Source organism: Rheinheimera hassiensis, assembly GCF_022436675.1.
Lineage (GTDB): Bacteria > Pseudomonadota > Gammaproteobacteria > Enterobacterales > Alteromonadaceae > Alishewanella > Alishewanella hassiensis.
In genome coordinates, this window is sequence record NZ_JAKUJZ010000007.1 from 159,642 (window position 1) to 180,721 (window position 21,080).

Genomic DNA, 21,080 nt, shown 5'->3' on the forward strand with positions numbered 1-21,080 from the left:
CGCCAGTGTTTTATCACGGTATTAATAATTTTCGGGCGTTGTCTATTTTCCTGATAGTGTTTGGCCATTGTTTCTGGATATCAAACTGGTATCCGGATACAACCTGGCAAAATGTCTATCTATACATGATACCCGGCGGCACGTTCTTTTTTGCCTTTATCAGTGGTTTTTTGTTTGCCCATCTTAATGTTACCTCGTTCCGTTATGCCGATTTTATCGCCAGAAAGTGGCGTAATATTGCATCACCTTATTTATGGTTATCGGTGCCGGTGATCTGCTTTGCGGTAGTTGTGCAGTATCCGGGGTACTTTGTTGATAGCAGAGACGGTTTTTACTATCAGTACCTGTTGCCGTTTTTTAAATATTTGCTAACCGGCCGCGTATTTACTGGCTACTGGTATATTCCGTTTATTTTGCTGGTGTTTGCTATTTCGCCGTTGCTGGTCCGGTTTTATCACCTTAGCAGTAGGGTACAACTGATGATGGTTTCGGTGTTGCTGCTGCTGGCAATGTTTGTGCACCGGGCTGAAGATAACCTTAACCCGCTGCAAAGCTTTGTCTATTTTTTGCCGGTGTTTATGTTTGGCATGGTGTTTAACCGTCATTTTGCGCTGCTGCGTGAACGCTACGTCTGGTTGCCCTGGTGCTTGTTGCTGGCATCTATACTGTTATCAGTGTATCAAAGTGCTTATCTGGGCATTGCCCACAATGCGCATAAATATTTTTTTACCTATGGCGGTGCCGATTTAAAGGTGATTGAAAAAACTATGCAGGCGGTAGCTGTGCTGTTGCTGTTTGAACGCTACTGGCAGCAGCGTCACCGGCTGGTAGATTTGGTTGCGTCGGCCAGCTTTGCCATTTTCTTTTTACATCCAATTGTTATAGCTGTTTTCAAGAGATTGTTAAATAATACATTTTCTGGTTTTTTGTACTGGCACATTCTCACCCTGGCAGTATTTTCTGCCACCTTACTGCTGGCCTGGAGCATGAAAAAAGTTCTGGGCTCATACAGCAGACGGGTTATTGGTTGGTAACGCATTATGTTAAAGGAGTTGTTATGTTTACACCTGTAATTATGGCCGGAGGCTCAGGAACCCGTTTGTGGCCGTTGTCTCGTGGTAATTTCCCCAAGCAGTTTTTGCCACTTACCGGCGAACACACGATGTTGCAGCAAACGGTATTGCGCTTAAAGGGGCTTGAGCACGGCGCGCCGTTGTTTATCTGCAACGAAGATCATCGCTTTATTGCCGCTGAGCAGGTACGCCAGCTCGGGCTGAAAAAAGCCGATATTCTGCTGGAACCGATAGGCCGCAACACTGCACCGGCTATAGCCCTGGCTGCCATGCGCGCGCGCCAGCAAAACAATGCCGATACGGTACTGCTGGTACTGGCAGCCGACCATGTGATTACCGATACCAAAGCATTTCAGCAGGCGACAGAGCAAGCGCTGCCGCTGGCACAAGATGGCAAACTGGTGACGTTTGGCATAGTGCCTGCCAGTGCAGAAACCGGTTATGGCTATATCAAGCGCGGCGAACCAACAGGCCAGGCATTTACCGTGCAACGTTTTGTGGAAAAACCCGATCAGTCCACGGCAGAGCAGTATTTGCAAAGCGGTGAATATTACTGGAACAGCGGCATGTTTATGTTCCGCGCCGATGTGTATTTGCAGCAGCTGCAGCAGTTCCGCCCGGATATCTACACTGCCTGTGAGGCGGCAATGGCAGAGCAAACTCCCGATTTAGAATTTGTCCGTGTTGATAAAGCGGCCTTTGCAGCTTGCCCGGCAGACTCTATTGATTATGCAGTAATGGAGCGCACAGAGCATGCAGTGGTATTGCCACTGGACGCCGGCTGGAATGATGTCGGCGGCTTTGCGGCCCTGTGGCAGGTGTCTGCAAAAGATGCGCAGGATAATGTGTTAAACGGCGATGTGCTTGCACTGGACAGCCATGGCACTTATATCCACAGTGAAGACAAGCTGGTGGCGGCAATCGGGGTTGAAAACTTAATTGTTATCAGCACCAAAGATGCGGTGCTGGTAGCACATAAAGATAAAGCGCAACAGGTAAAACAGATTGTTAACCAGTTGGCACAAGCCGGTCGCAGTGAAGCGGTATTCCACCGAGAGGTATACCGGCCCTGGGGTAAATATGACTCTGTCGATAACGGCGAGCGTTTTCAGGTTAAACGTATTACGGTAAAACCCGGCGCCAAGCTGTCGGTACAAATGCATCACCACCGGGCTGAACACTGGATAGTGGTATCGGGCACGGCCCGGGTAACGATTGATGATAAAGAACAGTTTGTCACAGAAAACCAGTCAGTTTATATCCCCATCACGGCTGTACACGCGCTGGAAAATCCCGGCAAAGTGCCACTGGAGCTGATTGAAGTGCAGTCGGGCTCTTACCTGGGCGAAGACGATATTGTGCGTTTTGCCGACCGCTACGGGAGGGCTTAAGCCCATGCAAAAAATAACCTGTTTTAAAGCTTATGATATTCGCGGCAAGCTGGGTGAGCAGCTTAATAACGATGTTGCTTATCGTATCGGGCGAGCTTTTGGCGACTATCTTAAACCACGCCAGGTTGTGCTTGGCGCAGATGTGCGTGCTACGTCAGAGGAGTTGAAACTGGCACTGGCTGAGGGGCTGATGGATGCCGGCTGTGATGTTATCGATATCGGTATGACCGGCACTGAAGAGGTGTATTTTGCCACGTTTCATCTACAGGTAGACGGTGGTATTGAAGTTACCGCCAGCCATAACCCTATTGATTATAACGGCATGAAGCTGGTGCAAAGCGGCGCACGGCCAATTAGTGGCGACAGTGGTTTGTTTGCTATTCAGCAACTGGCCGAGCAGGGCGAGTTTGTGCAGGTTGCAAAAAAGGGCAGTTACACTAAACAGTCGGTACTTGACGCCTACATTGAACATTTACTCGGCTATATCGATTTGGCAAATATTAAACCGCTGCGCATCGTTGCCAACTCTGGTAACGGTGCAGCCGGCCATGTTGTCGATGCGCTGGAGCAGGCTTTTGCCCGGCTAAAGGTGCCTGTTAGCTTTATTAAAGTACATCATCAGCCGGATGCGACTTTCCCCAATGGCATTCCTAACCCGCTGTTGGTAGAAAACCGTGCCGACACCCGTGCTGCGGTGCTGGAGCATAAAGCTGACTTTGGTATTGCCTGGGACGGCGATTTTGACCGCTGCTTCCTGTTTGATGAGCGCGGCCAGTTTATCGAAGGCTACTATATTGTCGGTTTACTCGCTGAAGCTTTTTTGCAAAAGCATTCAGGCGAAAGTGTGATCCACGACCCGCGGTTAACCTGGAATACCATTGATCTGGCTATTCAGGCCGGCGGTAAACCCATCCAGTCAAAAACCGGCCATGCTTTTATTAAAGAGCGGATGCGCCTGGAAGATGCCGTATATGGCGGCGAGATGAGTGCGCATCATTACTTCCGCGATTTTGCTTATTGCGACAGCGGTATGATCCCCTGGTTACTGGTAGCAGAGCTAATTTGCCTTAAAGCACAGCCGTTATCGCAATTAGTCAATGAACGTATTGCCGCGTTTCCATCATCAGGCGAAATTAACTTTACACTTACTGATCCCAAAGCCGCTATTGAGCGGGTACTGCAAAATTATATTGCCAGGGCGCTGGTGGTTGACCGCACCGATGGTATCAGCCTTGAGTTTGCTGAATGGCGTTTTAATCTGCGCAGCTCGAACACCGAGCCGGTTGTGCGCTTGAATGTGGAAAGCCGTGCTGATGTGGCTTTGATGAGCTATTACACTGAGCAGATCAGTACCTTACTGGTGGCACCATGAAAATCCTGATAAATCATTTGCTTGAGCCATCAAACCGTATTTCCGGCATCAGCAAATATTTATTTTCGTTACTGGCCGAGTTGCTTAAATCCGAGCAGCATCAGTATGTGCTGCTTACCTCCTGGTCAGAGGAATGTCTGCCGGTAGCGCTGCGTAATCCGGGTTTAACGGTAGTGTCGGTACCGTATATTGAGTCTACACCGCGTAATTTACTGCGCCAGCTTTGGTTAGTGCCGCAGCAGATGAAGCAGCACCAGGCCGATGCCGAATTTAACTGCAACCCCCTGGGTGGTTTTATCGGCAGCTGGCCCAGAGTTACCGTAACGCACGACCTGTATTTCAATGTATCCCCGGATTCTTACAAGCGGCACCATCGCTTATGGTGGCAGTTGTTTTATCCGCTGACGTGTCGCAGTGCCAGCAAGATCATTTGTGTGTCACAAAATACCCGTAATGATGTCGCGCGTTACTATCCGCAGTTTGCTGATAAAACGGTAGTCATTGGTGAGGGGCCTTGCCTGACAATACCGGGAAATATCGACAGTGATGTAGAAAAACGCCAGAGTTTTGGTCTTTTTGTAGCCAATGTCTCGCCGAATAAAGGTGCCGACACCCTGGTAAGAGCGCTTGGGCTATTACGCCATAGCGGCCGCAACATTGACGTTAAGCATGTCGGTGCTGACACCCAGGGTAACTTTGCCCGTTTTGTGGCAGCCATACCGCATGGGGCGGCGCCGGTTTCGCTGGGATACTTAAGCGATGGCCAGCTTAGCGAATTATACAGCCGTGCGCGGTTTCTGGCGTTTCCGTCCCGTTACGAAGGTTTTGGTTTGCCGGTTGTTGAAGCTCAGGCTCACGGCACTCCTGTTATTGCAGCAGATATTCCGGTACTGCGTGAAGTTGCTGGAGATGGCGCGTTATTTTTCGCCCCCGAAGATGCTGCTGCTCTGGCTGAACACATGTATGCGCTGTTGCATGATGATGCGCTATTCAGTGCGCTGTCAGTTAAAGCCCTGCAAAATCAGCAGCGTTTTAACTGGCCTAAAGCCGCGCGCCAAACCGAGCAGGTATTTGAGCAGCTCGCTTGTGACAACCTGGCAGCGCAAAGCCAGTTAAATTAATTTAAAGGTGCAATTATGACTTACAAAACCACTTTTTTTTCCGTGCACCCGATAGACCCTTTTGGTAGCAAAGTAGGGGGCATTGAAACCCATGTACGGCAGTTGCTGAAATATTGTCCAGCCGATATGCGGCTGATCCTGATTGGGGTAGACGACAGTGGTAAACGCAAACTGGGTGAGCTGACCGAAGTAGAAATGTTTGGTGGTCGTTTTCTGTTTATGCCAATACTGCATTGTCATCAGGGAGAGGTAAATGCGGCGGCCAAATCACTGTTTCAGTCTACGACATTAAGGTTTTTCGTTAATTTTATCCGTTTTAGCTCGCGCATTAAGGCGCTGGCAAAAGAGATGCCAAGCAGCTTTGATATTCAGCGTTACGAGTTCGCCTGGCTGTGCCGGTTGTATGGCTTTGACTATGTGCTAACCACGCACGGTGATGCCAATCCGGACCAACCGATGGACTCTTTACTCAGCCGCTACTGGTTTTTGCATAAGTTTAATGAAAAACATGCTGTGCAAAGCGCCCGCCACGTTTATTCGGTCAATCAGCAGCAAACAGACCGTATTCGCCGTGATTATCCGGAAGTGGCAACAAAAACCGACTTTATGACGGTAAGCGTGGACGATCAGTTATTTAAACCCACAGCCTACCAGAACCTGGAAGGGCCGTTAAAAATTGCCTTTGTTGGCCGGCTTGATACGTTTAAACGCCCGGGCATGATGTTTAACGTTATTGCCGAAATAGCAAAGCAAACCAACAACCAGGTTGAATTTCATTATGTCGGTGCTGCTAAGCCACAAAGCTTTGCCGAGTTTGCCGCGATAGAACCGCTATCTGTTTGTCATGGCTTCAAAACCTCGGCGCAGGTAGCTCAGTTGTGGCAGGGCTGGCATATGGGCATTGTTACCTCGGTATTTGAAGGTATGCCGGTTTATGTGCTCGAAGCGTTGTGCGCAGGGCGCCCGGTTTGCTCGGTTAACCTGCCACAACTATCACTGGTAATAGACAACACGGTTAACGGTGTACTGCTGGAACAAAACAATGATTCAGCTGAACTGGTGCAAAAACTGGCGCAGCAGATGCTGGCCACCTGGCACAGTATGCGCAGTGGCCAGATACAGCCAGAGCATGTTAATCAAATGGTTGCACCTTATAAAGCCAGTAATCAGATGAGAGTGCTGTTTGATAAGCATGCCCAGTTACAAAGCCGCTCAGCCGGGCTGGTTGCCCAAAGTTAAGCACCAATTCGCTAAATAAACCGTTACAGGAATAGTGTTATGTTATCGCGCAGACAGTTTGTACAGAGCCTGCTTGGGCTTGGTGTGGCGGCAGCGATGCCCGCTGCTCTGGCTAAGCCTGCCACAACGCTGCCAGGCAACAGTGCTGTGGCAGCGTTACTGCCAGGTACAGAAGTGCCCTCGCTCAACCAGATTGCCAGTGCCGCCGGGCGCTTATTTGGTAGCGCTTTTGATATGGCATCAATTAATGACCCGCAATACGGCAGTTTGCTTAAACACCACTGCGGTGTATTGACGACAGATTATCAGTTTAAATTTGGTACCTTAAGATGGCGCGAAAACGAGATCAGTTTCACTAAAACTGATCAGCTAATGGCATTTGCCCGTGCAGCCGGTATACCGGTACGCGGCCATACGCTGATCTGGAACGAGTGGAACCCGGATTGGCTCAAACAAGCGTCTGACAGCCGGGTAGCCTATTGGCTTGAGCGCCATATTGAAGAAGTAGTTGGCCGCTATGCCGGGCAAGTTCACTCATGGGATGTGGTAAACGAGCCAATGTGGCCGGGACATAACCGCGAATCCGGCTTGCGCGCAGGGCCCTGGTTACGTGCAATGGGGCCGGATTACATAAAGCGCGCTTTTGATGTAACAGCGCGTACTGATCCTGCGGCAAAGCGGGTACTCAATGAAGCCTGGCTTGATCGCGCCGATCATTGGGGCCGCGGGCTAAGGGCGGCCTTTTTACCCTTGCTGGATAATTTACTTGATCAGGGTACACCTATTGATGCTATTGGCCTGCAGTGCCATCTGGCACCGGGCAACCTTGATATGGATGCATTTTTGCAGTTAGTCGAGCAGCTGCAACAACGCCAGCTACCGGTTTACATTACTGAGCTTGATGTTAATGATCAAAGCTTTGTCGATGATGAAGCACAACGGGATCAGCAGGTTGCCAGCACCTACCGGGACTTTTTACAGGAAGTGCTGCAAAACCCCGTGGTAGAAATGGTACAAACCTGGCAATTAAGTGACAAATACTCGTTTTATCAGGGCCGGCAGGAACGGCTTGTAAGAGTATTACCCTTTGACCGCGACATGCGTGCCAAACCGGCTTATCAGGCGCTGGCAACAACGCTGGCTATACCACGCCATGGCTGAAATGTTGGCCAAAGCTGTGGCAAAACCGCATTATCCACATATTGCACTGGCCAGAGGCCTTAGCATAGTGCTGGTAGCATTTGGCCACAGCGCTCTGGCCGATATGCACGCTGCAGCTGATGTATTGGGTGTGGTCAGAATGCCGTTTTTCTTTTTGTTGGCCGGGCTGTTTTTCAGCTCGCAACATGATGTGTTGCACTACAGCAAACAAAAAAGTATCGCGCTTTTAACGCCGTATTTTTTTGTTTTAACGGCGATAGGCGTTAAACAATGGCTGTCAGGTGGCAATTTTGCTGCCTATATGGCCGGTGTACTGTACGGCAACGGTCAGACCATAGCCTGGACGCCACTATGGTTTTTACCGCATTTGTTTCTACTCTATACCTCGGCGGCACTGCTGCTACGCCCCGGCGGTTTTGGCGCATTACAACGCGGTTTGCAGTTTAGTCTTATTTTGTTGTGGTTAATGCTCTTTGGTGTGGTGCTGGCCTATTTGCAGCCGCAGTTTTCACAATCGGTATCATTGTTGTTACGCAGTGGCCTGCCGTGGGGCATAGATTTTTTACCGCTGTCGCTGGGCTTTTTTGCCCTGGGGTATCTGCTGAAACAGCACTTTACTCATGCTCGCTTTAACCCGTTGCTGCTGTTAGGGTTAACGGCGTTATTTTCTGTGCTGGTGTTTACACTCAACGCTGCTGTTGATTTTAATCTGCGCTTATACACTCCGCCGCTTTGGCTGCCGTTTATTATTGTTACCGGCTGCTTTATGTTGCTGCAATGGTCTTTACTGCTTAGCAAGTTACCACTGCTAAGCGATGCTTTTATCCTGTGTGGCCGTTACAGCCTGTACATTCTGATCTTTCATGTGTTTTTGCAGCAAGTATTGCAGCGCCTGGCAGGTTCGGGCGGGGTATTATTGCAGCTGGCTATTTTGCTCGGCAGCATAGTGCTGTCGATTGCTGCAGGCTGGCTTATTCGCCGCGTGGTGTTATTGCGCTACTGTTTTGAGCCGGGCGTCATTCGTGTTAAGGCTGCCAGATAATGCTGTTGTCCAATACGCTTAAATATTTGCCATCTCAGGTGCTGGCGCCGCTGTCACAGTTTTTGTCCATTATTTTGTGGACGTACTTTGGTGATGAAAAGTTAATTGGCTATATCACGTTAATCACAGCGTTTCAGGAGCTGGCGATGGCGATGTTTGTCAATTGGTGGATGCACTACGCCATGCGCGAGTACGGCACTTTTAAACAGCAAAATGATCTGCCGGCATTCTGGCAAAGTTCACGCAGTGTTATTGCTATTTCATCTGTGCTGATGGTTATTGCCGCGCTTACCAACCTGTTGCTGTTTATTGACCAGGCAGCCAGCTTAACTACCTGTGTATTAGTGGCACTTTACGCCATGTTCAGGGCCAGCAATAACTTTAACGCTGCTATTGCTTCGCTTGAGCAGCAAATTGTGCGGTATTCCATTCTTACCAGCGTCGGGCCTTTTGTCGGGCTTTTTATTGGTGTAGCGTTATTACAGCAGTTTGGCGCTGATCCAGTCTATCCGCTGCTGGGTTATGTGCTGGGCGAAATGCTGGCCAGCATTCTGGCGTACCGGCGCAGTAGCGTGAGTTGGCGGCATTGGTCTGTTAACCGCAGTACGGTGCTACAGGCGCTACATTACGGTTTCCCGATGATAGGTTCGGCACTGTTTGCCTGGCTTATTCTGCAATACCCGCGTTACTTTATTGCCAGCAGCATGAGCCTGGAACAAGCCGGCCTGTATGCTGTCGGCGTTGGCCTTGGCCTGCGTATTGCCTCATTGATCACCATGATGGTGACCCCGGCCGCGTTACCCTTATTGTTTAAACTGGTACACGAAAAAGGTGAGCCGGCTGCTGTGGCGCAGCTGCAGCAAAACCTGTTGTTGTTGCTGTTGGTGTTGTTACCTGGCTTAGTGGGCTTATATGCAGTAATGCCGGTGCTTATTCCGCTGTTGGTGGAGCAGCGGTTTGTTGATGCAGCCTTACTGGTTATGCCATGGGCATTGCTGGCCGGGGGTATTGAGGCGATTAAAAACGGTTATTTAAACCATTACTTTTTTATCCGCAAACGCACCGGTGCCATTTTGGGCTACGATGCTGCTATGGCGGTTACCGCTGTGGTGCTAAGTTACTTTTTAGTCAGCGCTATTGGTATTAAAGGTGGTGCTATGGCCAGTACTGTGGCGTTAGCTCTGGGTATTGCCATTATCGGCTTGTGGCTGTTAATCACTAAACGTGTAACGCTGCCTTATCTGAGTATTATAAAAATGCTGCTGGCGGTGGGCGTAATGTATCTGCTGGTGCAAAAGGTGGGCGCAGCACAGCCGCTAATGTCGTTGCTGCTGAAAATTGGCGTTGGAGCGTTATCCTACATTGCCGTGATGTTGTTGTTGTTTCGTGCTGACGTGGCCGGGTTTATCCGCCAGCGTAAGGCCGGTGTAAGTTGATTATACATAGGCAAATGCCGACACTGAGTTTTATGCTGCTGTTGCTTGCAATAGTGGCGCTGTTTAGTTTGTCTGGCAATGTATTGTATCAGGCCGGTATTTTCTACGATTCGCCGGGCGGTAATCCGCTGCATAAAATTCACCCGTCGTTTTATCTGCTGTTGTTGTCGCTGGCCAGCTGGACGCTGTATCAGGGCGGGGTGGCGCAACTGTATTATTTGTTTACTGTACGCAGCCACTTTCTGCTTTTTGCTGCGGCATTGTGTTTATTGCTGCACGATGTGGTGCTGGGCCGGCCGTTATCGTCGGCCATTGTAAGTTATGTCAGCGCGGCGTTATTTGTGTTGCTGCTAAAGGCACTTAGCCCGGCGCGGTTGCAGCAACTGAAATTGCTGCTGTTAGTATTGTTATCTGCTAATGCGCTGGTGGGTATTTATGAATATGCCGGCGGTGGTTTAATTGCGCCTCTGGTATTAACTGATGCCGCCAGTGGTGAAGTGATTGACACCTCGGAGTGGGGGCAAATCCGCTCTGCCGGTTTGCTTGGTCACCCGCTAATCAGCACTATGTTAAGCGGCTTCTATCTGGTGTGTTATGTTGCCAGAGCGCTGTTTGCCAGGGTGAGCTTAAGCGAAAGTGTCACCGCCTTGCTGCTGCTAACGGCTTTACCGTTATTTGGCGGGCGTGGCTCTATTTTGGCGGCGGTCATTGTTATTGTGCTTCTGCTGCTGCTTAAAGCTTTGCAAAGTATGCAACGGCGCGTACTAACACAGCGGGCGCTGTTGTATGTGTTGTCGTCGCTGGTGTTACTGCCGCTGCTGTCTTATCTGGCATACAGTATTGGCTTGCTTGAACCTGTGCTTAGCCGGCTGGAAGATGATCAGGGCAGTGCGTCTACCCGGCTGATTGCTATAGAACTGATGCTGGATACGTCCTGGCTTAACCTGTTACTGGGAGACATTGACCGCAGTTTGTCGGGTAAAGTGCTGCTTTTTGGCTCGCGCTATGGCATTGAAATAGGCTGGATTGCATTATTGCTTACTTATGGCGCAGTGTTATCGGCGTTGTTAATGTATGCGTTGTATTGCTGCCTGCAGCAGTTATACCTGCGGTTGTCGCCGTTATTACTGTTTGCATGGCTGTATGCTTTTATCGCCTGGAGCTCCGGCACGGGCATATCAGGTAAAACCATCATGCTAAGTGCTGCCTTAGTGATGACGGTGCTGCTGTTTTGTGATCTGACCGCCAAAACACCTGCTAAAAGCCGAATAAATAGCATACTGTAGCTGAATCAAAAGTGAACCAATCTATTAATAAAGTATTAATTACGGGTGAATTTTTCTAACCCAATGGGTTATAAATGTTCGTTTGTAACAGGCAGCGCAGACGCAGTAGTTTAGTAAAAATAGCAAAGTGAATTGCCAGCCGTAGCGGCGTGTTACTTTTCTTTCTACAACAGCGAATGCGGAGCACCAGAGATGACTAACTCAATATTACATTATGAGCAACCGGGCTCATCAGTGGTATACCGTTTTATTGATCTGATGATTTTGTGCGGCGTATTTCTCGCCAGTATGCACCTGTACGGCATACCACTTGATAAAGATTATCTGATATTGCTCAGCGTCTCGCTGGCAATATATTCCTACCTTGCCGAATCGGTGCAGCTTTACCGCTCGTGGCGGGCAGGCCGGTTTTCGCAGATGTTGATGCATGTTGCCACCATTCACACTGTGTCATTCTTATTAATTGTCGCCGGCTTGTTTTTGTTAAAAGAAGCTGAGAGTTTTTCGCGTCTGGCATTAGTTAGCTGGTATCTGGGCGGCTTGGTAGTACTGCTGTTGTGGCGGGTGTCGGCCAGGGCGATAAAAACCTGGCGCCGTAAGCGTGGTTTAAGCCTGCAACAGGTAGCGATTATTGGTTTAACCCCGTCTGGGGTAGCACTGCATAACGAAATTTCACAGCACTTTGAACTGGGCTTTAACTGTATCGGCTTTTTTGATGACCGCGCGCCAGAGCGTCTGGACGACCTGCCAACAGAGTCACTGCTGGGCAGTGTAGAAGATGCGGTACAAATGGCCCGTGCCGGCAAACTGGTTAAAATTTATATCTGTTTACCGATGATGGCGGAAAAACGCATTGCCGACATTATCAGCCGTCTGGGAGATACCACTTCTGATGTGCTGATAGTACCAGACTTCCTGTTTAAAAACCTGATGCATGCCCGTATCGGTAACGTGGGCAGTATCGACACTATCAGTGTGTTTGAATCACCGATGTTTGGTTTTCAGAGCTTTTACAAGCGCAGTTTCGATGTGTTGTTCAGCGGTACTGTGTTGTTACTTATTTCGCCGTTGCTGATGATGATTGCCGCAGCGATTAAACTTACGTCCAAAGGACCGGTATTGTTTCGTCAGGATCGTTACGGCCTGGACGGTAAGAGAATTGGTGTATACAAATTCCGCTCGATGAAAGTGATGGAAAATGGCGGTGCCGTAACCCAGGCCAAACGCAATGACAGCAGGGTTACTGCTGTAGGAGCCTTTTTACGCCGTACGTCGCTGGACGAACTGCCGCAGTTTTTCAATGTGCTGCTGGGTGAAATGTCGGTTGTCGGGCCGAGACCTCATGCCGTGGCGCATAACGAAGAGTACCGCAAGCAGGTGGCGTATTACATGCTGCGCCACAAAGTTCGCCCTGGTATTACCGGCTGGGCACAGATCAACGGCTGGCGTGGTGAAACCGACACCCTGGAAAAAATGGAGATGCGGGTAAAATACGATTTAGATTATATCCGTAACTGGTCACTGTTTTTTGATGTACGTATTGTATTTAAAACGGTGTTTAAAGGCTTTGTTGATAAAAATGCGTACTAACAGGAAGACAGATGTATTGTAATGTGATCTTGTGTCGGTCGGTGCTGGCGGTGTTGTTGTTTGGCAGTATAGATTTATCTGCACAAGAGCTGGTGCGCAATGCCATCAGAACTGAATCTGGTATCGACTTTATTCCGGAGCTGCGTTTTGAGCTGCGCCACGATGACAATATCGCTAATGCGCCCGAAGCTGAGCGCAGTAGCTGGATTTCGTTGTTAACGCCCAAGCTTACTGCGCAGTTATTATCTGGCCCTAACGAGTATCAGGCTGCACTGGAATTGGCATCCGGCAGCTATCTTAGCAGCCGTGATGACAGCTATCTGGACTGGAATTTCAGTACAGCGGCGTTAGTAGAATTATCGGACCGGCATCGGTTTGATGTGAAAGGCCGTTATGCTGCAGCACACGAGGCCAGAGGTACCGGCATTACCGAAGGGCAGGGTAATGCCCTTACTGAACCGGCCGATGTGCGCCTGCTAAATGTGCAGGGCGCATATGAATATGGCGCCCAAAGCAGCCGCACCCGGTTGCGTTTACTCACGGCCTACTACGATAAAGATTATCGTAACTATGAAGCGCTGACTCAGTTTCGGACTTACCACAGTATTAAACTCGGCACAGAGCTGTATTACAACACCGGTGCCAATACCCGCCTGATCACAGAAATCAGCCGTTTACACACCCGGTACGATAATACCGATATCAGCGGCAGCCGGGATAGCGACACAATGAATTACCGTTTGGGCGCGCGCTGGCAACCCAGTGAGCTAACTTCCGCAGAGCTACGGCTTGGCTACCAGAACCGCCAGTTTGATAACCCGCAACGCCAGGATTTCTCTGGCCTGGCCTGGGAGATGGCCGTGCAGTGGGCGCCGCTGAGCTATTCACGTTTTAATCTTAGTACCGGCCGTCAGTCAAAAGAGCCTGATACTCAGGGTGATTTTGTCAAAGAAACCCATTACAGCCTGTTCTGGACTCACCAGTGGCAACCGTTGCTCAGCAGCAGTCTTGGCGTGAAACGGACAAACGACGACTATACCGGCTTTGACCGGCGTGACAGGCTAACCAGCTACCAATTAAGTGGCAAATACTCGCTGTTGCCGCAATTGCTGCTTAATGCCGGTATCCGGCTACACCGTAACAATTCTTCAGTGGCGAACATTGAATTTGATAAAAATGAAGTGTTTTTCGCTGTGCAGTTCGCGTTATGAGGATCAAGATGTCAAATCGTGTTATTGCCGCGGTATTACTGTGTTTGTTTATCGGCTGGCCGTTAAGTGCACAGGAGCAATATGTGTTGGGGCCTGGTGATCTTGTCGTCATTAAAGTGTACGGGCAGGATGATCTGGAGCTGGAAACCCGCTTAACCGACAGCGGCACAATAAACTATCCGTTTCTGGGTAAGTTGCAGCTAAGCGGAAAAAGCATCAAACAGGTTGAAACGTTAATTTATCAGGGCCTCAAAGGCGATTATCTGGTTGAACCTAATGTGTTTGTTGGCATGGTAGAGTACCGGCCGTTTTATATTCACGGTGAAGTAAAGCAGCCCGGCGCCTATCCGTACCAGCCGGGAATGACGGTAAACCAGGCCATTGCGCTGGCTGGCGGCATGACAGAGCGTGCATCCAAAGAAAAAATCCGCATTTCACGTGAAGGTGACAAAAACCAGCACGAAAGCGGCAGCCTGAGCAGCCGCATTCTGGCGGGTGATACTATTACTATCGAACAGAGATTTTTCTGATTATGGCTGTATATTCGAATGAAAAACCGCTGGCATCCGGTGAGCAACTGGTTGATGTCAGTAAGCTGTTTGGCGTAATTGGCCGCTTTAAATGGCGTATATTAATACTGGCCGTTAGCAGCGCAATTTTAGCCGCCAGCATTGCGCAAAATATGACACCAATATACCGCTCTACTGCCACCTTACTTATTGAGGCACAGCAGGCCAGAGCGATAAAAATTGAAGAAGTATACGGCTTTAACTCGGCGCAGCAGGAATATTACCTGACACAGTTTGAAATTCTAAAATCACGCTCTATAGCTGAACGGGTATTTGATGAGCTGTCACTGGCCGGACATCCTGCACTGCAGGGCAAACCGTCGTTGAGCAACAAAGCCAAAGCCTATATTACATCGCTGTTAAGCCCGCCAAAAGTAGCTCCGGTTGACAGTGAGCTCAGCAGCGCTTTAACGCATAAGCGCAGGCTGGACAAATTTAGCAGCGGTATTCAGATTAACCCGGTACGTAAAACCCAACTGGTAAACCTGAGTTATCAGTCGTCTGATCCACGCCTGGCGCAGGCTGTGGCCAATGCTATTGGCGATGCCTATATTGCCAGCCAGCTTGATGCCCGCCTGGGTATTACGCAAAAAGCCAGTAGTTGGCTGGGTGGCCGTATTGGTGAGCTGCGTGAGCGGTTAGAGCAATCAGAAACCCGGCTTGAAGCGTTTCGTGCACAACATAATCTGGTTGATGTAGAAGGCGTAACTGCGCTGGATGCCCGCGAGCTGGAGCGGCTAAACGAAGAGCTGACAGATGCGCGGTCAAAAAAAGCCAAAGCTGAAGGCTTTTTAGCGCTGGTGCGTCAGTTTGACCAACGCGATGTATCGGGCCTGGAAAGCCTGCCTGAGATCACCTCGCACCCGTCGGTACAAAACGTTAAGCGTGAGGTTATGGCGGTAGAGCGTAAGTATTCTGAGCTGAATAAGGTGTACGGGCCTAAACACCCGAAAATGATTGCCGTACAAGCCGAACTGCTAACGGTAAATAACAGCCTGCGCCAACAAATAAACCGCCTGATTGAAGGTATCGAGAAAGAAGCACAAAGCGCGGCGAGGCGTTTGTCTTCGCTGGAGCAGCAATTTAGCCGCACCAAAACGGCGTTTTCCAGCCTGGGCTCGGTGGAATCAGATTATCGCCGGTTACAGCGTGAAGTAGAAACCAATCAACTGCTGTTTGACAGCTTTTTCGCCCGGCAAAAAGAAACTGAAGTAACCGGCGATTTCGACGCGCCTATCGCCCGCTTTACTGACCGTGCCGTATTACCGTCTGAGCCGGTTAAGCCGAATAAAAAGCTGATAGTAATGCTAACTTTTATCACAACGTTATTGCTTGGCGCCATCATCGCTTTATTGCAGGATATGTTTAACGACACCATTAAAAATACTGCAGACGTAGAGCAAGCACTAGCCCAATGTGCGTTGGGTTACTTACCTAAAGGCCATAAAAAGAAAAATGTTCAACAGCGCAGCCTGGCGTATTTTGATCCGAAACAACGCCGTTACAGTGAATCGGTGCGTAATATCCGTACTGCCTTATCATTAATGGCCCTGGATAAACCTTTACAGGTGATTGAAATTACCTCGTCGCAGCCGCAGGAAGGTAAAACCACCGTGAGTATCAATCTGGCGTTTGCTTTTGCTGCGCTGGAGCGTGTGCTGTTAATTGATGCCGATTTGCGTAAGCCTTCAGTGGGATCACGGTTTAATTTACCACTATATCAAAGTGGTTTGGCGAATATATTGTCGCGCACCGCAACACTGGACGAATGTATTGTTAAAGATGTGCAGGAAGGCGTTGATGTTATGCCAGCTGGCGCCATACCGTTAAACCCAATGGAGCTACTGGCGGGAAATGGCTTGCAAAGCTTGCTGACAGAGCTAAAAGGGCGCTACGACAAAATTATTATTGATACCGCACCGGTTCAGGCAGTTAGCGATCCGCTGCTGGTTGCACCGCACGCTGATGCCGTGGTGCTCGTAGTCAAAGCAGATCATACCCGCATTCCGCTGGTGCAACATACGCTGGGACAATTACATCAGGCACATGCAAGGGTGTATGGTGTAGTGTTAAACCAGATGAAAATGAATAAAGCCGAGCCTTATTATGCAAACTATGGTGTCTAAACACCTTACCGGCAGGCGGTATGATTATGTTTGATCTGCATAACCATATATTGCCTGGCGTTGATGATGGTGCCAAAGATATGACAGAAGCGCTGGCTTTGCTGCAACTGGCACAGCAGCAGGGTATCAGTCATATGCTGGCGACTCCGCACCTGCATGCCGGGCGTTATAACAACAGTGCTGCCTCGATAAACGAAGCCATAGCCGCGCTGCAACAGGCTGCAAGTGAGGCAGGTATCGACATAACGCTGGCTGCTGCTGCCGAGGTTAGGATCGGTGCAGAAATATTGCCATTGATAGAACAGCAACAAATGCCTTTTATTGGCCGTTATCAGGGTAATAAGGTGCTGTTACTGGAGTTGCCGCACAGCCATATTCCGGCGGGGAGCGATAAACTTTTGGCATGGCTGGCACGGCACGATATTACAGTTATGCTGGCACACCCGGAACGAAACCGCGATTTGCTGGCCGCACCGGATAAAATTAAGCCCTTTATTAAAGCCGGTTGCCTGTTTCAGTTAACCGCGGCAGCGCTTGACGGTGATATGGGGCAGGATGTTAAAGCCTTAGCGCAGCAATGGCTAAAGCAGGGCATTTATCATGTTATTGCCAGCGACGCTCACTCTGTTAAACGCCGCCCGCCTAAACTACAGCAGGCATACCAGCACAGTTGTCAGCTGGTGGGTGAAGAACAAGCCCGGCAATTATGTATGCTTAACCCGGCACAACTGGCAGAGCCGGTATTTGCTGCCGGTATCTTGCTTAACTAAAATGTCCATCTGCACTAACTGTTGTTGCTGAGCTTTTCTGGCGCAGCCCTTGCCCCAACAACCGAAAGTATTGCAGCCATAAACTGGCAAGTTCAGTGCTAAGGGCATCGTCAGGATACACCCCCAGCTCTGCAGCTTTGCTTTTTAGCGTACCAGAAACCAGAAAACTGTTTTTCAGGCTTTGCATTTGCAGCATTTTTTCAAAGGCTCTGGCCGCCATTTCCTCCGGCATCGCCAGGTACAGGCGGTTGCGGCTGGAGTCCAGTTGCCGGCAATGGGCAAAAAATGTGCTTTCATTTTTACCGTCTGCCGATAAGAACAACATTTGGTAGGCTGAGCTTAGTAACTCATTGAGATAATGCGTAATTATAGGCTGGCTTTGCAGCCAGGCTGAACTGGAAAACTGGTTACGCGTAGCTGTCTTGTCAAACATTTTGCTGGCAATATAATGATCAAAGGCATGAAACCACTCGTGCGCCAGGCTGCCGCCACCGGCGTTTTTAGCTAAAGCCAGAATTCGGCCCTGCGGCTGATAATGCGCACAGACACCTGGCTGGCCACCAATGCCAAAAGTCAGCGCTAAGCTGCCGTTTAATGATATGACCTCTGGCGGTACCTGCAGTAATTGTTGTAAATCGCAAAAGGCATCGAAGAATAAATTAGCTGCCAGTTGCAGCTCTTCGGTGTTTACCCAGCGGCCAATATGAATACTGTTAAAACCAAAAATTTTTACCAAGTCAGCAAAGCTGACGTCGGCGCCACCGCGATGTGGCGGGCCATTACGATAGTATTGACGCTGAATACGTGGGACGGACATAGGCATTCGCCGATCATAACGATAATTACGTCCGGACGAAATAGCCGGTGGTAATCAAACCGGCGGTAAAAATCGGTGTTTAGTCGCAGCAATGTTGTCAGTACATTGCCAAGCTGGCAGAGCCGAGGTAGTTTGCCACTATAACAATATATAAAAATAATGGGAGCAACATGCGCAGTAATATCCATCGGACATTTATTCTCAGTACCATTTTTACCGCTTTAGGCAGCAGCTTTGCTGCTTCAGCATTGCCGGAATTTCCAGGCAGCCAGTACAACGCCAGCGTACCCGATACCCAGCAAGTGTTGGGTTATAAACTGGGTAGCCGTATCTCCGAGCCAGCGGCAATCCTGCAGTATTTTACCACCCTGGCAGCGCAATACCCGCAGCAGCTAAAGCTGGTGCCTTACGGTGAGAGCTGGCAGGGACGGCAGCTGTTTTATGTGGTTATAGGCTCAGAGCAAAATATCTCCCGCTTAGATCAGCTTGAACAGAATATGCGCAAACTGGCAAATCCGCTTAATACCAGCGAGGCAGACGCAAAAGCCCTGATTGAACAACAACCGGCATCGGTATGGATTGCTAATACCCTGCACGGTAATGAATTAAGCCCGGCAGAGTCCTCAATGGCGCTGGCCTGGCATTTACTGGCCGACCAAAGTGAGTTTACCCGCAATATTCTCTCTAATACGCTGGTATATATTGACCCGTTGCAAAACCCGGATGGCCATCATCGTTTTGTCAGCCGCTATTATGCTACTGCCGGTATGGAGCATTCAGATGATCGCTTATCAGCCGAGCAAAACGAGCCCTGGCCCAATGGTCGCAGTAATCATTATTTGTTTGATATGAACCGCGATTGGATCAGCTTAACCCAGCCGGAAAACCGCGGCCGTGTTAAAGCGCTGCAGAATACCTATCCGCTGTTGTACGTGGATTCGCATGAAATGGGCGGCGATATGACATACTATTTCAGCCCGGAAGCAGAGCCTTACAACCCACATATTCAGCAGGCACAGCGTGAAGTGTTAAACTGGGTGGGGCAAAACAATGCAAAATGGTTTGACCGCTTTGGCTACCACTATTTTACCCGCGAAATTTTTGATGCCTTTTATCCCGGCTACGGTGCCAGCTGGCCGTTGTATCAGGGCAGCATTGCCATGACCTATGAAATGGCCTCTGCCCGCGGCCATCATTACCGCCGCAGCGACGGCACAGTTGTCACTTTTTCCGATGGAATTCAGCGTAACTTTGTTGCCTTTATGGCTACACTGGAAACCGCCAGCCAGCGCGCCAAACCCTTGCTGCAGCGGTTTTATCAGTACCGTAAAGATGCCGTGGCACAAGGCAGCAAAGCCAAAACCCGCAGCTATATTTTCCCGGCCAGCCGCGATAAAGCCGGGCATCAGCGTTTAACCGCATTGTTAACAGAGCAGGGCATCAAGGTTACTCAGGCAACAAAAGCATTTAGTGCCTGTGGTACGGATTACCAAAGCGGGGCTTATGTTATCGACAGCGCTCAGAGCACCTACCATTTACTGCGCACTTTGCTGGATACCGACGTACCCATGGACCAGCCATTTATTAAGCAGCAGGAAGCATTGCGGGCAAATAACTTACCGGATCAGATATACGATGTAACGGCCTGGTCATTGCCTCTGATGTTTAATCTGGAGATGAACGAATGCCGCGCCAGTGTAAAAGTAGAAGGCGTAACAGTAACAGACCAACGCATTTTACCCGGTAGCCTGACACGACCTGATGCGACCTATGGCTTTATTCTGCCCTGGGATGGTATGGATGCCGCCCGGTTTGCTGCCGAAGCGTTAAAAGCCGGTGTAGTGATGCGCAGCAGTGACTTGCCTTTTACCCATCAAAACGGTACGCGTTACCCATCGGGCAGTTTAATTATTGCCAGAGCGGATAATAATAATGAGCTTAATCAAACGCTTGAAAAAGTTGCTACGCAAAGCGGTGCTGTGCTGCAAGGTGTAGACAGCAGCTGGCATACCGATGGGCCTAATGCCGGCTCTGCCAATATGGTGGCGCTGCAACCGGTAAAAGTGGCCATGTTATGGGATGAACCCGCCAGCAGCTTAAGTGCCGGTAGTGTGCGTTTTGTGCTGGAGCGTGAGCTTGGCCAACCGGTAACGGCTATCCGGCCGGCGCAGTTAAAGCAGGCCGATTTAAGCCGCTATCAGGTATTGCTATTGCCAGCGAGTGCTGGTGGCAGTTACCAGCAGGCGCTGGGGGAAGCTGGTTATAACAATATTCGCCACTGGACAGAGCGCGGCGGCGTATTAATTACGTTAGGTAACGCAACTAACTTTGTATTAAGCGGTGAAGCGCCAATGCTGGCCAGTAAGCGGGAATACAAAGCCGGCGATGAACCCGCCGCTGATGCCAGCGACAAAGAGCAGGTTGCCGGCACAGTACTCAATACTGAGCAGTATCAGCAAATGGTGAAAGCCAAGCAGGCACGGCCGGATTGGGTGCCGGGCTTTCTGGCAAAAGCAGAGGTGGATCAGTCGCACTGGTTAACAGCAGGCTTACCGGCCAGCGTGAATACGGTGTACGTTGGTAACGAGATTTATCAACCGCTGGCCATCAATCATGGCCGTAACCTGCTGAAATTTGCTGCAGCTGATGAGGTAAAAGCCAGTGGTTTTGTCTGGCAGGATAATCAGCAGCAGATAGCGCATAAGCCGCTGTTAATGTGGGCACCACAGGGGAATGGCATGGTAATAAGCTTTACGCAGGAGCCTAACTACCGCGCTTATGTGAACGGCCTGCATATCGCATTGGCCAACGCCGTATTACTGGCCCCGGCGCACAGTGGTGCTGTGCGCTAACATATTCAGTTAATGATTGTTGCC

The 21,080-nt window shown here is 49.7% G+C and carries 16 protein-coding genes; 15 read left to right on the forward strand and 1 reads right to left on the reverse strand.

Annotated features, from left to right (window positions below; translation table 11 throughout):
• The first annotated feature begins 5 nt into the window (after window positions 1–5).
• From MJX74_RS16110 to MJX74_RS16175, 14 genes are all read left to right on the forward strand, one after another.
• A complete protein-coding gene (locus MJX74_RS16110; protein ID WP_240223996.1) occupies window positions 6–1,034 on the forward strand; it encodes an acyltransferase family protein in 1,029 nt (342 codons plus the stop codon).
• A gap of 23 nt (window positions 1,035–1,057) precedes the next feature.
• Window positions 1,058–2,464: a mannose-1-phosphate guanylyltransferase/mannose-6-phosphate isomerase gene (locus tag MJX74_RS16115; RefSeq protein ID WP_240223998.1), complete on the forward strand. Its 1,407-nt coding sequence runs from the start codon at window positions 1,058–1,060 to the stop codon at window positions 2,462–2,464.
• A gap of 4 nt (window positions 2,465–2,468) precedes the next feature.
• Window positions 2,469–3,836 carry a phosphohexomutase domain-containing protein gene (locus tag MJX74_RS16120; RefSeq protein WP_240224000.1) on the forward strand — a complete coding sequence of 456 codons (1,368 nt, stop codon included), beginning with the start codon at window positions 2,469–2,471 and terminating at the stop codon, window positions 3,834–3,836.
• Window positions 3,833–4,957 (forward strand): glycosyltransferase family 4 protein, encoded by a 1,125-nt coding sequence (locus MJX74_RS16125; protein WP_240224002.1) that lies wholly within the window; start codon window positions 3,833–3,835, stop codon window positions 4,955–4,957. The genes MJX74_RS16120 and MJX74_RS16125 overlap by 4 nt, the downstream gene beginning before the upstream one ends.
• Before the next feature lie 15 nt (window positions 4,958–4,972).
• The gene (locus tag MJX74_RS16130; RefSeq protein ID WP_240224004.1) at window positions 4,973–6,196 is read left to right on the forward strand and encodes a glycosyltransferase family 4 protein; all 1,224 of its coding nucleotides are present in this window, start codon (window positions 4,973–4,975) and stop codon (window positions 6,194–6,196) included.
• A 39-nt stretch (window positions 6,197–6,235) separates the two neighbouring features.
• A complete protein-coding gene (locus tag MJX74_RS16135; RefSeq protein WP_240224006.1) occupies window positions 6,236–7,357 on the forward strand; it encodes an endo-1,4-beta-xylanase in 1,122 nt (373 codons plus the stop codon).
• Window positions 7,350–8,399 (forward strand): acyltransferase family protein, encoded by a 1,050-nt coding sequence (locus tag MJX74_RS16140; RefSeq protein WP_240224008.1) that lies wholly within the window; start codon window positions 7,350–7,352, stop codon window positions 8,397–8,399. The genes MJX74_RS16135 and MJX74_RS16140 overlap by 8 nt, the downstream gene beginning before the upstream one ends.
• Complete coding sequence (locus MJX74_RS16145; protein ID WP_240224009.1) at window positions 8,399–9,835, forward strand: oligosaccharide flippase family protein; 1,437 nt, start codon at window positions 8,399–8,401, stop codon at window positions 9,833–9,835. The genes MJX74_RS16140 and MJX74_RS16145 overlap by 1 nt, the downstream gene beginning before the upstream one ends.
• A 32-nt stretch (window positions 9,836–9,867) precedes the next feature.
• A complete protein-coding gene (locus MJX74_RS16150; RefSeq protein WP_240224010.1) occupies window positions 9,868–11,121 on the forward strand; it encodes a VpsF family polysaccharide biosynthesis protein in 1,254 nt (417 codons plus the stop codon).
• Between the two features lie 192 nt (window positions 11,122–11,313).
• Complete coding sequence (locus MJX74_RS16155) at window positions 11,314–12,711, forward strand: undecaprenyl-phosphate glucose phosphotransferase (protein WP_240224012.1); 1,398 nt, start codon at window positions 11,314–11,316, stop codon at window positions 12,709–12,711.
• An 11-nt stretch (window positions 12,712–12,722) separates the two neighbouring features.
• Window positions 12,723–13,922 (forward strand): outer membrane beta-barrel protein, encoded by a 1,200-nt coding sequence (locus MJX74_RS16160; RefSeq protein WP_240224014.1) that lies wholly within the window; start codon window positions 12,723–12,725, stop codon window positions 13,920–13,922.
• A gap of 8 nt (window positions 13,923–13,930) precedes the next feature.
• Window positions 13,931–14,452: a polysaccharide biosynthesis/export family protein gene (locus MJX74_RS16165; RefSeq protein ID WP_240224016.1), complete on the forward strand. Its 522-nt coding sequence runs from the start codon at window positions 13,931–13,933 to the stop codon at window positions 14,450–14,452.
• A 2-nt stretch (window positions 14,453–14,454) separates the two neighbouring features.
• Window positions 14,455–16,617 carry a GumC family protein gene (locus MJX74_RS16170; protein ID WP_240224018.1) on the forward strand — a complete coding sequence of 721 codons (2,163 nt, stop codon included), beginning with the start codon at window positions 14,455–14,457 and terminating at the stop codon, window positions 16,615–16,617.
• A 26-nt stretch (window positions 16,618–16,643) separates the two neighbouring features.
• On the forward strand, window positions 16,644–17,387 hold the full coding sequence (locus MJX74_RS16175; protein WP_240224020.1) for a tyrosine-protein phosphatase: 744 nt from the start codon (window positions 16,644–16,646) through the stop codon (window positions 17,385–17,387).
• Here MJX74_RS16175 and MJX74_RS16180 read toward each other — a convergent pair.
• Window positions 17,380–18,210 carry a CLCA_X family protein gene (locus MJX74_RS16180; protein ID WP_240224022.1) on the reverse strand — a complete coding sequence of 277 codons (831 nt, stop codon included), beginning with the start codon at window positions 18,208–18,210 and terminating at the stop codon, window positions 17,380–17,382. The genes MJX74_RS16175 and MJX74_RS16180 overlap by 8 nt on opposite strands.
• Window positions 18,211–18,374: 164 nt before the next feature.
• On the opposite strand from MJX74_RS16180, the gene MJX74_RS16185 reads away from it, so the two are divergent.
• Window positions 18,375–21,056 (forward strand): M14 family metallopeptidase, encoded by a 2,682-nt coding sequence (locus tag MJX74_RS16185; RefSeq protein ID WP_240224024.1) that lies wholly within the window; start codon window positions 18,375–18,377, stop codon window positions 21,054–21,056.
• The last annotated feature ends 24 nt before the right edge of the window (window positions 21,057–21,080 follow it).

Coding starts and splice junctions, on each gene's coding strand:
- MJX74_RS16185 (WP_240224024.1), top strand. CDS start 18,375: ATGCGCAGTAATATCCATCGGACATTTATTCTCAGTACCATTTTTACC.
- MJX74_RS16130 (WP_240224004.1), top strand. CDS start 4,973: ATGACTTACAAAACCACTTTTTTTTCCGTGCACCCGATAGACCCTTTT.
- MJX74_RS16120 (WP_240224000.1), top strand. CDS start 2,469: ATGCAAAAAATAACCTGTTTTAAAGCTTATGATATTCGCGGCAAGCTG.
- MJX74_RS16155 (WP_240224012.1), top strand. CDS start 11,314: ATGACTAACTCAATATTACATTATGAGCAACCGGGCTCATCAGTGGTA.
- MJX74_RS16165 (WP_240224016.1), top strand. CDS start 13,931: ATGTCAAATCGTGTTATTGCCGCGGTATTACTGTGTTTGTTTATCGGC.
- MJX74_RS16145 (WP_240224009.1), top strand. CDS start 8,399: ATGCTGTTGTCCAATACGCTTAAATATTTGCCATCTCAGGTGCTGGCG.
- MJX74_RS16140 (WP_240224008.1), top strand. CDS start 7,350: ATGGCTGAAATGTTGGCCAAAGCTGTGGCAAAACCGCATTATCCACAT.
- MJX74_RS16125 (WP_240224002.1), top strand. CDS start 3,833: ATGAAAATCCTGATAAATCATTTGCTTGAGCCATCAAACCGTATTTCC.
- MJX74_RS16170 (WP_240224018.1), top strand. CDS start 14,455: ATGGCTGTATATTCGAATGAAAAACCGCTGGCATCCGGTGAGCAACTG.
- MJX74_RS16135 (WP_240224006.1), top strand. CDS start 6,236: ATGTTATCGCGCAGACAGTTTGTACAGAGCCTGCTTGGGCTTGGTGTG.
- MJX74_RS16160 (WP_240224014.1), top strand. CDS start 12,723: ATGTATTGTAATGTGATCTTGTGTCGGTCGGTGCTGGCGGTGTTGTTG.
- MJX74_RS16115 (WP_240223998.1), top strand. CDS start 1,058: ATGTTTACACCTGTAATTATGGCCGGAGGCTCAGGAACCCGTTTGTGG.
- MJX74_RS16180 (WP_240224022.1), bottom strand. CDS start 18,210: ATGCCTATGTCCGTCCCACGTATTCAGCGTCAATACTATCGTAATGGC.
- MJX74_RS16175 (WP_240224020.1), top strand. CDS start 16,644: ATGTTTGATCTGCATAACCATATATTGCCTGGCGTTGATGATGGTGCC.
- MJX74_RS16150 (WP_240224010.1), top strand. CDS start 9,868: ATGCTGCTGTTGCTTGCAATAGTGGCGCTGTTTAGTTTGTCTGGCAAT.